This window comes from Nonlabens dokdonensis (genome assembly GCF_002162835.1).
In the GTDB taxonomy this organism is placed as follows: Bacteria; Bacteroidota; Bacteroidia; order Flavobacteriales; family Flavobacteriaceae; genus Nonlabens; species Nonlabens dokdonensis_B.
The window spans coordinates 1-9513 of the sequence record NZ_MAAX01000132.1 but is presented as its reverse complement, the minus strand read 5'-3'; the positions used below and the strand labels follow the sequence as shown (position 1 = coordinate 9513).

Genomic DNA, 9513 nt, shown 5'->3' with positions numbered 1-9513 from the left:
AACGCAACTCATCGACATTAGTAATATCAAACAACTTACCTTTTGCAGTAAGCGATGTATTGTTTCCCCAATTTACCTTAAGGTCGTTGAGTAATAAACTTGAGGTCGTGCCGCTAGCAGTGAGGTTTCCTCTAAAGTTGTTTTGATTTACTTTTTCTATATATTCATTTAAAGCAAGCGATGGCTGGAAGTAATAGATGTCGCTCATATCAAAAACATAGTTGGATACATTAAGATCAACAGCAACCTCTTGCGGATTATTAAAAAAGTTATTCAGAGAACCATAACCTAACTGTGCGGTACCATAAACGGCGCTATTATTCATTTGCGCTTTAAGATTACTAGCTATCATTTGTTGATCTGTAACTTTAAACGTACCTTCTAACTGATGCAATTGTAATCCTGAATATTCTTTTGCTTGCGTATTTGAAATGGAAACCAGAGCTGTTTTATCTTCCAGTATAAAATCACTTAGTGTTAAATCTATTTGGTCTAATACAACTGCCTCAGGATTAAAGGTTCCTTTTTTAGGCGTGTTGTTATTAACGATATAAGTGAAATCGTTGTTTTTAAATTCAAGAGCATCTAGACTAACATTCATGTCTGGCCATTCAAAAACAAAAGGTTCTGAAATATTTGAATTTGAGGTACTTTCAGGAGTTGCCATTTTTAGCTCCACCTGAGAATCAAACAAATTGAAATAGCTTACCTCTATATCATTGTTTTCTACATCGGCTTTAGGAATGATGGTTTCTAGGTGTGATAAATTAGTGTTTATAACAATTCCATCAGGCTCTGAGTTGTAATTTAACTCCACACGATTCAGTAATAATTGACCTACTTTAAATAATGGTAATGGTGAATCATTTGCGTCATCTGTAATGGCTTCTGCGAGATTAGTGTCTTTTTCGGGATTGGAATCTGTTTCCGCTTTCGCGAAAGCAGTAACCAAATCCTTTTCATAATCGATGTAGGCATCTTCTAAGGTAAGCGACTCAACATCTATCACCATGGCATCTAGATCGATTTTATTCATTGAAAGAGAAAGCTGTTTGAACTGCGCCACAGCGTCCATTTTCTCTACCTGATCGTCATAAATAATATCAAAATCCGTAAGTTGAATATCTCCTATTTGCAGATTCATAGGCTCTGAAGTCGTTGTGGTATCTGGCGCGGTGGCAAAAGCGTCCATCAAAAACTGATAGTTAAAACCGCTGAGCGTATCTGCCCTTTTTACTCGAGCGGTAAGACCATTCCAGTCTACTTCATTAATCTCGATTCCTGTCCCATTAATAAGAGGCATCAAGCCTATGTTTGCTTCTAGACTGCGTGAATACACTAATGTGTCCTGTGATTTATCTTCTAGATATAAGCCATCTACCTGCACATTTCCATCAAAAGTGATGAACACGCGATCAAGCTGAACCTCTGTGCCCGTTTTATCTTCTACATAAGAAACTAGGTAATCTACAATGATATTTTGTCCCCAAGGGCTGCGTATAAAAAGCAGTAAAAGGATAAGAAATATAAGAATACCTAAAAGGACACGTAGTAGCCTACGCAACCATCTAAACTTTCTTTTTTTAGGCTTTAAATCTTCTGTAGAGTCGCTCAATTTGCTTTATAAGAGGTTAATTCTTACTAAGCAACAAAATTGACAAAAGATCAACGATTTAACATAATTTCCTGCGGTAAATTTCTGTTAAGATTACTTACCATTACATACCGTGAAAAATTTAATAACCTTTAATGCAGTTATTATATTTATTATTTAAGCACGCATTAGTTAGATCGCATCCATTGCGTCACGTTCTTTTCTATGCGCTCTTGAATGTTAGAAGTGTCTGATTTTTCAAATGATTTACCAGTGATGTTTTCGTACAACTCTATGTAACGATCGCTCACGCTTGTGATGTACTCATCTGTCATTTCAGGAACACGTTGCCCTTCAAGACCTTGAAAATCGTTTGCAATCAACCACTGGCGTACAAATTCTTTACTCAGTTGTTTTTGAGCTTCTCCTCGATCTTGACGTTCTTGATAACCATCAGCATAAAAATACCTGGAAGAATCTGGAGTGTGGATTTCATCGATCAAGACTATTTTACCATCTTTAGTTTTACCAAATTCATATTTAGTATCTACCAGTATCAAACCACGTTTTGCAGCCAGCTCTGTACCTCGCTGGAATAATGCTCGTGTATATTTTTCAAGAACTAGGTAATCTGCTTCAGAAACGATTCCTTTTACTATGATGTCTTCACGTGAGATATCTTCATCGTGATCGCCCATCTCAGCTTTTGTAGCTGGAGTGATAATAGGCTGCGGAAAAGCGTCATTTTCTTTCATCCCTTCGGGCATAGCAACACCACAAAGTATTCTCTTACCAGCTTTGTATTCTCTTGCAGCGTGGCCAGACATATAACCACGTATCACCATTTCTACTTTAAACGGCTCGCACAAATGTCCTACAGCCACATTAGGATCTGGTGTTGCGATCAACCAGTTAGGAACCAGATCTTCTGTCGCGGCCATCATTTGAGTAGCGATTTGATTTAAAATCTGTCCTTTGTACGGGATTCCTTTAGGCATTACTACGTCAAAGGCGCTCAAACGATCTGTGGCGATCATTACTAGTAAATCGTCGTTAATATTATATACTTCTCTCACTTTCCCTATATACACGCTCTTTTGTTTAGGAAAATTAAAATTAGTATCAGTAATTGTAGCCGCCATGATATGATATTTTATAGCAGCAAATTTCTACAATTTGAATGATTTACGGTACATACTCCACATTATTTTTATGAAGTTATCTACCAGTTGTGAGCAGTTTGTTTGTGGTGGTTCCGCTTTCGCGAAAGCGGGATTTTATCTAGCCTTAAAGATTCTTTCTTTAATCAGTATAAAACTTAGGATTATAAAAATACTCGACCCTATTGCTAGTGTTCCATATTTCAACAATCCAGATACAAAATTAGCTTTAAATTCTTGTGTATAAGTTCCTCTGGTTTCTTCAAGTAGACTAGGTAGTAAATCAGAAGTTTCAAAATAATAATACAATGACAAACAGCATATGCTTATCATATAAAGCCTTATGATTTTGAAACGTCTATCCCGAAGTATGGATTTTAATAGATTAGAAATCATAAATGAATTAAAAAAAGCTCAAAAACAATTAAATTGAAGCATTATTTTAAACTGTACTTGTAATAAATAATCTTTGATGAATTTATATTATACTTAAAACTTTAAAGTAGCTTAATTCAATTTAGAAAAAATGTTTGTGTAAAATTCAATCTTGTCATCTAGATCTTTAATGTCTTTGTATTCGGACTTGTAATTGTTCTTAAGTCTTCCTAAAATGCTAATTACATCCGTAATTTGTTTAGATATAACTTCTTTTGCATCATTTATATTTCGAGAATTATTATTTTTAAGAAAATCTGAAGACATCTTTTCTATTAAGAAGGATTTAATTTTAAAGGTATATAATAATGATTCGTATGAGTTAAGATTAAATTGTTCTGCTTTTTGAAGATTTGTAATTGTTTGATTATAATCATTCATTGTGAGATAAGCAGAAGCCACATTCAAATAAAAATACTCATTTATATCAAGGCCAAATCGTGGCCATTGATTTTTCTTTTCTAAAACATATTTTAATTGAAAGGTAGAAAACTCTTCATCTACGTCATTATTTGAAATATCTTCAAGATTCGAAAGTATTTCACTTAGCAAATCTTCATTTAGTCCCTTTTGGCTGGGCATATCAGGAGTTTTTTGTCGTAAGAGTTTATCATAATCCATTTTATATTCCAACTTCCCGTCTTGAATCTCGCCATTACTAAAATATTCCCAAGATCCTTTATGAGGTGTTTTTAAAGACCAACCACCTTTAATATATAGAAAGTAAACATCTTCGTAGCTTTCTTTTGAACCAGTTATAAGAGTCATTTCATCACGAACCCATTTAATGTATAATGGATTAAACTTATATCCATAAGAATTACTATCAATAGTTTTATTTAAATAGAGACTTTGATCATCATTAATTCTAATAGGTATTATTGCCTTGCTATTATTGAAAGCGATTAGTACAGAACCTTCATTAACTCGTCCAGCATATAATTCTTTATTTCCCGATGTATACATGCCACTCTTGTCAAATTTGTTTTTTAAACTTTCCCAACCTCCATATTTACTCATCTTCACTTTAAAACCTGAGAATGCCCCAAACTCTAACTTTACAGCAGGATAAATGGGTTTACCTTGATCGTAATATTGAAATACTTTTTCAGTTCTATTATCACTTATTCTTTTAAAAGTATATTCAACACCTTGCTTTACTCCTTTTATGTAATGAACATATTTGGCATTATTCCCATCTATATAAGTTATACCAAGTCCTTGTTTTTGACCGTTTAAAAAGTTTCCGATAAACATCCCTTGGTCAGTTTGCATACGAGATAGACCTTTAAAGCAATCTCCATTAATGCACATTTCCTGACCATTTGTTTGAAAAACACAAGAAATTACTAATATTATAAATAAGAGTCTCGTTTTACTTTGGAACATTAATACTATTTTTTTTGGTTTTTAAGGTTATTTAAAAAGATCGCTTTTGCTATAAATCAAAATCAATTTTTTTACTTTTTGAGCCCTTCGGCTCTACTTTTACATTGATGTATAGATCGCTTTTCACAATTTCAATTCCATCTAAATCAAATACTTTAGTTTTTTTTCCTTTCTTATCTTGATTCTTTCTTTCCATTTGATATTTAAATTACGAATTTGTATGAAATCACTCACTTAATTTAATAACTAAAGTAGTAAATAATAAGCGAATAGAAAATTCAGGAGCCTTTTTGCTATAAATAAGTAAACAATTGCATCATTTAAAGTCCATTGATTGTAAAGGTCTTTTGTTGAGAATTGATTTTATGTATTCTGAGGCGCCCACATTTTTAGAAATTTAAATCTTTTTGGGTATTCTTCTCTAGGACAAAATGCTAAACAGACTTCATCATTACCTAAAGATGATTCTGTTAATGCAACAAAATCAGGCTCATCTTTAAGCTTCTCAAATTCTATTTCATTGGTGACACAAACTACTTTTTTAAAAATGCCGTTGATCCACTTTTGCATATCCTCATTTGTTTCATACTTTTTATAACAAGCCAATGAAGCATGAGCAGTAATCACAGGCACTAGTTTATCTGGAATATTATCTTTTACAATGATGTACATTTTCATAACGTGAAGATTACTATGAGATTTCTAATATAAAAGAAGAAACGGTAATTGCTAGGGTGTAAGTATATATGAAGTTATGAATGCAGCATGATTAGTCAATTTATTGAAATGCCTGCATTGTTTTTTTACAATAGCATTTTGTTGTACCATCTTATCTCCGACGAGTGAGGAATGAGAGAGAAAAAGACTTGAGTAAAAACTAGCCCTAATTGCTGTCTGTAATAAGCTCTTAAAACAAGCTTTTGCCATAGCAAAATCAGGACTCATTTACGATGATTCTTACAGAAGTAAGCTAGTGATAAAATAAAGCAAATTTTACTTGTTTTATACCACAGAACTTTGTTGCCCAACGTTTTTATTCTTTTTCAAATACCCATTCCATATTTAAAAACTCATAAACTAGTCTTGATGAATATTCGAAAGGGCTTTTGCTTTCAACTTCAGTTCCTTTTTTTACAGATTTTCCAAATTTCTCAATCAATGATGCATTTAATAAATTACGTTCATTTAAAGTCAATACAGAATATTGCTTATTCTTTTCTTTGTTCGGTTTTTCCTTTGCTAAAGTCATACATATTCCTAGTGAAATTTCTCTAAAAAATCCTGTAACAAGCTTATTTTGGTCGATTAAAGATTTGTTTTTTTTCTTTAATTCCTTTTTTGTGTATTCTGAGTTGGTTACAAAATTGAGATATTCATAATTCATTTGCACCAAATTTGTCATTAGATTTCTCAAATCAGTTGTTACTTCTTTAATGTTACTATTTTCGCTTTTTGAATATTTCAATAGTTTATTCATTGAATATAAAACTAACTCATTGTTATATTCTGTAATTGCAGTTTTTAATAATTCAGATTCAGTTTTGTTTTCCAGTGTTGTCCGAAATTCAAGAGTTGTTTTATCCAATCTTGAAAATACTTTAATACAATCATCAACAAAATTAAAATGGTCATTTGCAAAGGTCGTATTTCCAATTAATAACCCAAATATTAATAAAATACATTTAATTTTCATTTTCTCTTTTTTTTATTCAAATGTTTTAATGAAGGATTTTTATTTCTCAATCTATAGAGTTATTGGTATAGAATAGTTTGATTGAATTTTCTCGTCATTATAAGTTGCTGGTTCTACTTTAGGGATTTTTTCTAAAATAACATCTAATTTATTTTTTAGTTCTATGTTTTTACTTGTTACAATCAGTGTTGCTAGCTTTCCTTTTTTGTCAAAAGTTAAATTAGCTGACGCATTTTCTCCTTTATTTGCGGATATAAAATCTTTATCTAAACTTTGAATAATTAATTCACTTATTTTTTGTTCAAAACACTCTTTATATTCTTTTTCAGAACTTGTTTCGCAACTTGGATATTTTATATGAACTATTTTAATGTCTAAAGGATATGGTAATTTTTCAGCATTCGACTTTTTGTCGAACTTATTAAGTTCGTAAAGGTTTATTTTTTTGTTTTTCTCTAATGACGTATAAAACGCATAAGATGCTGTTACTGAACGGAATTTCGAAATAGAGTAAGGTGGTTTGAACAATGGTAAGCTATCAAGAACTTTTTGAGCAATAATTTGTACGTTTTTGTTTTCTGTTTCTAAATTCAATATCGTGGATTCTCCATTTTCATCAACTCTTATATTTATTTTTATTACAATTTTTTTAATCTCAAAATTATTCTTTTTATGCTGTTCATTAATAGCATAAGCAATAAGGTTTCCAATTCCTTCTTGAAGACAATTAATTTTATCTCCAGATTTATCGCAGTTTATAAATGTTGCTGAAGTTTCATTCCAATAGTCTAGCATTGTTTTTTCTTTCTGACTAAAACAGAATGAATGACAAAATATTAAAATTGTTAATATTCTTTTATCCATAATTTTGGTTCAAATGTTGAGTAACGGTTTAGGATATGCGCAGTTGCGTATCTCAGCCTTATGTTTCCAAATATACCCAAACCTTAGAAAATTCCGCAGGGATTTTCGAATAAGCAAGAACCGAGCAATTGCGTATAGCCTGTGTTGCCATTAGTTTTTTATTATTTCGTTGTTAAATAGTTACGAAGATCGTCTAAATGATTTTTACCATAAATCACTAAAATTTTGTCATGTCTAGAGGAATTTATTTCGGCAGCTAAATTTTTATTCCGAAAATCTTCCATAAATTCATCCTTAAACCTTGCGCCTATTTCTTCTGAGATTTTATCGCAACTATATTCACTCAAGTTGCTTGGTGTCTGTATATCACATTTATCTAATTCTATTAAACCGTATCTTTCTTCGTAGGCATCTATTAATTCATTAATAGTTGTGTCGGCATTTATGGCATTGCTCATATCAACATCAAGCTGCGGATATTTTGGCTGATTTATCAATTTATAATCTCCTTTGTATTTAAATTTACCACCTATCTTTTGTGTTAAGGTGTCATAATATTTGGTAGTTTGCAATCCAGTAATTTTCCTAATCTTTTTCCTATACATATCATTAGTCAAAGAGTCATTAGACTTGTCAATTCCCACAAGTTCGTAAAATACGACGTAATCTTTTTTTGCAATGAGTCAACTTTATATCCTACGTCATTGTAAAATTCTTCCCTACCGATATGATGCATTCCGATAAATAATATTTCTTTGTTTTTATGTTTGATTTGTTGTATTTCAACTTTGTCTTCAAAAACTCCAATTTTTTCTAAAGCTTTATCCAAGAATAAAGAAGTACAAGACGTAAGAGAGAGTATTATTGAGATAAGAATTATTTTTTTCATTGTTGGTTTGTTAAATTAATGACAACGGTTTTGTATATGGCTCGTAGCGTGTGAATTAGCGATAACTATTCGGTTAAGCTCAAGCCAGATTTTTAAATTTTACTATTTATTTTTTTTACTTGGAAATCGTCAAATTTAAAAATTTGGCGACTTTCCAAATATACATTAACTTCGTTTAAGCAACTACCAAGCTATGAGCTATATACGTTGTTACCTGCTGGCAATTTCTATCCCATTCTTTATTATTTTACTCCGATATATTTACGATTCTAATTTCATTCGGATTATAATAGTTGCAATTGGTTAATTGGTACAGTCTCTATAGTTTTTAATTTTACTATTTATCTGAATTATCAATTCTTATAAAATTATATACCCCTTTTCCTTCTGCTATTAATTCATCTTTTTGGAAGGCTTTCATTTTAGTTACAAGTATTCTATTGCCTAATCTAACGATTTTTCCTTCTACAATTATTGGTAATGCTTCTGCTCCTTTTAGATAATCTATTCTTAAATCAATTGTAGCTAACTTATCTTCAAAGGATGTAAAGTGAGTTCCACCTGCTATGCCTCCTACAGAATCCATTATTGTTGCAATAATTCCACCGTGCCATCTATTTCTTCTAATATCTCCAACAACTTCGTCTCTAAAAGGAACGTTTACTTTTACAAATCCTTTTTCGAGAATCAATAATTTCAAGCCTAAAAATCTATGAATTGGTATCTTTTCTTCAATTGTTTCTTTTAGAAATTCTATATTTTTCTGAATCATTTTTCCGATTTTTTATAATTGTTTAATAGGTCTAATCCTTTTTGAGTACAGATACCTTTTAAATAAAAGTATAAATAAGCATTATTAATTTCGGTAGCAGTAAAATCTTTTGGGTTAAATATTGATTTGTCTTTAATGTTATTTATTCCAATATAATAAAAACGGCTTATTAGTTTAATGTTAATTTCTTTGCTATACAATCCTTGCTTGATTCCTTTTTTTAAGTTTTTGGTAATGCACTTATCCATTTCAGCAAATTGACGAGTTATTAAAGATTGATATATTTTTGGAAAATATTTTTGAAATTGAAGGTATGGTGAAGTGTTTTCACTTTTTAAAACTTTAAAAACAAAATCTTTAATTAGATACATTTCTCTAATGGGATTTTCATTCAATTCCATAATTTCATTAATACCATTTGTGATTCTATGAAATAAATATTCTGAACCAGCCTTTACAAGTTCTCTTTTTGTATTAAAATATTTATAGATGGTTTTTTTAGAAATTCCCATTTCATAAGCAATCGTATCCATTGTCAATCCTTTTGAACCTCGTACAAGGAACATTTCAGTTGATTTTTCGATGATTTTATCTTTCATCTCTTTTAGGATTAATATTTATTTTCGGTGCTTGCAGGTAACGGTCCTGGCTATGATTTCGTTGCTGAGTAAGTAAGCCTTAGTTTTCGGCTGTCCTAAACGTGAATTATTGCAACTC

General features: G+C 31.0%; 11 protein-coding genes and 2 pseudogenes. 2 read left to right on the top strand and 11 right to left on the bottom strand.

The window, feature by feature from the left end; genetic code table 11:
• Both A9Q93_RS09060 and A9Q93_RS09055 read right to left on the bottom strand, forming a co-directional pair.
• A pseudogene (locus tag A9Q93_RS09060) lies at positions 1 to 1615 on the bottom strand (translocation/assembly module TamB); the annotation flags it as partial.
• A gap of 167 nt (positions 1616 to 1782) precedes the next feature.
• A complete protein-coding gene (locus A9Q93_RS09055) occupies positions 1783 to 2736 on the bottom strand; it encodes a phosphoribosylaminoimidazolesuccinocarboxamide synthase (RefSeq protein WP_303687076.1) in 954 nt (317 codons plus the stop codon).
• 70 nt (positions 2737 to 2806) lie between these two features.
• Between A9Q93_RS09055 and A9Q93_RS09050 the strand changes: the two genes are divergently transcribed.
• A complete protein-coding gene (locus A9Q93_RS09050; protein ID WP_303687075.1) occupies positions 2807 to 3001 on the top strand; it encodes a hypothetical protein in 195 nt (64 codons plus the stop codon).
• A 260-nt stretch (positions 3002 to 3261) separates the two neighbouring features.
• On the opposite strand, the gene A9Q93_RS09045 is transcribed toward A9Q93_RS09050, so the two are convergent.
• The 3 genes from A9Q93_RS09045 to A9Q93_RS09035 form a co-directional block, all read right to left on the bottom strand.
• Entirely contained in the window at positions 3262 to 4578 is a 1317-nt protein-coding gene (locus tag A9Q93_RS09045; RefSeq protein ID WP_303687074.1) for a hypothetical protein, read from the bottom strand.
• A gap of 49 nt (positions 4579 to 4627) precedes the next feature.
• Entirely contained in the window at positions 4628 to 4774 is a 147-nt protein-coding gene (locus tag A9Q93_RS09040) for a hypothetical protein (RefSeq protein WP_303687073.1), read from the bottom strand.
• 167 nt (positions 4775 to 4941) lie between these two features.
• On the bottom strand, positions 4942 to 5256 hold the full coding sequence (locus A9Q93_RS09035) for a peptidyl-tRNA hydrolase (protein ID WP_303687072.1): 315 nt from the start codon (positions 5254 to 5256) through the stop codon (positions 4942 to 4944).
• A 196-nt stretch (positions 5257 to 5452) separates the two neighbouring features.
• On the opposite strand from A9Q93_RS09035, the pseudogene A9Q93_RS09030 reads away from it, so the two are divergent.
• Positions 5453 to 5563 (top strand): annotated as a pseudogene (locus A9Q93_RS09030) (IS110 family transposase); the annotation flags it as partial.
• Positions 5564 to 5611: 48 nt separating this feature from the next.
• Here A9Q93_RS09030 and A9Q93_RS09025 read toward each other — a convergent pair.
• From A9Q93_RS09025 to A9Q93_RS09000, 6 genes are all read right to left on the bottom strand, one after another.
• Positions 5612 to 6271 carry a hypothetical protein gene (locus A9Q93_RS09025; RefSeq protein WP_303687070.1) on the bottom strand — a complete coding sequence of 220 codons (660 nt, stop codon included), beginning with the start codon at positions 6269 to 6271 and terminating at the stop codon, positions 5612 to 5614.
• A gap of 51 nt (positions 6272 to 6322) precedes the next feature.
• The gene (locus A9Q93_RS09020; protein WP_303687068.1) at positions 6323 to 7135 is read right to left on the bottom strand and encodes a hypothetical protein; all 813 of its coding nucleotides are present in this window, start codon (positions 7133 to 7135) and stop codon (positions 6323 to 6325) included.
• 161 nt (positions 7136 to 7296) lie between these two features.
• Positions 7297 to 7707, bottom strand: coding sequence for a hypothetical protein (locus tag A9Q93_RS09015; protein WP_303687067.1), 411 nt, complete (start codon positions 7705 to 7707; stop codon positions 7297 to 7299).
• Between the two features lie 41 nt (positions 7708 to 7748).
• Positions 7749 to 8024: a hypothetical protein gene (locus tag A9Q93_RS09010; protein ID WP_303687066.1), complete on the bottom strand. Its 276-nt coding sequence runs from the start codon at positions 8022 to 8024 to the stop codon at positions 7749 to 7751.
• A 337-nt stretch (positions 8025 to 8361) separates the two neighbouring features.
• A complete protein-coding gene (locus A9Q93_RS09005) occupies positions 8362 to 8796 on the bottom strand; it encodes a hotdog fold thioesterase (protein WP_155087839.1) in 435 nt (144 codons plus the stop codon).
• Positions 8793 to 9395 (bottom strand): TetR/AcrR family transcriptional regulator, encoded by a 603-nt coding sequence (locus A9Q93_RS09000; RefSeq protein WP_155087838.1) that lies wholly within the window; start codon positions 9393 to 9395, stop codon positions 8793 to 8795. The genes A9Q93_RS09005 and A9Q93_RS09000 overlap by 4 nt, the downstream gene beginning before the upstream one ends.
• Positions 9396 to 9513: the final 118 nt, after the last annotated feature.

Bases quoted from the DNA above. Each gene is read 5' to 3' on its own strand.
- A9Q93_RS09055 (WP_303687076.1), bottom strand. From the start codon at position 2,736: ATGGCGGCTACAATTACTGATACTAATTTTAATTTTCCTAAACAAAAG.
- A9Q93_RS09050 (WP_303687075.1), top strand. From the start codon at position 2,807: ATGAAGTTATCTACCAGTTGTGAGCAGTTTGTTTGTGGTGGTTCCGCT.
- A9Q93_RS09045 (WP_303687074.1), bottom strand. From the start codon at position 4,578: ATGTTCCAAAGTAAAACGAGACTCTTATTTATAATATTAGTAATTTCT.
- A9Q93_RS09040 (WP_303687073.1), bottom strand. From the start codon at position 4,774: ATGGAAAGAAAGAATCAAGATAAGAAAGGAAAAAAAACTAAAGTATTT.
- A9Q93_RS09035 (WP_303687072.1), bottom strand. From the start codon at position 5,256: ATGAAAATGTACATCATTGTAAAAGATAATATTCCAGATAAACTAGTG.
- A9Q93_RS09025 (WP_303687070.1), bottom strand. From the start codon at position 6,271: ATGAAAATTAAATGTATTTTATTAATATTTGGGTTATTAATTGGAAAT.
- A9Q93_RS09020 (WP_303687068.1), bottom strand. From the start codon at position 7,135: ATGGATAAAAGAATATTAACAATTTTAATATTTTGTCATTCATTCTGT.
- A9Q93_RS09010 (WP_303687066.1), bottom strand. From the start codon at position 8,024: ATGAAAAAAATAATTCTTATCTCAATAATACTCTCTCTTACGTCTTGT.
- A9Q93_RS09005 (WP_155087839.1), bottom strand. From the start codon at position 8,796: ATGATTCAGAAAAATATAGAATTTCTAAAAGAAACAATTGAAGAAAAG.
- A9Q93_RS09000 (WP_155087838.1), bottom strand. From the start codon at position 9,395: ATGAAAGATAAAATCATCGAAAAATCAACTGAAATGTTCCTTGTACGA.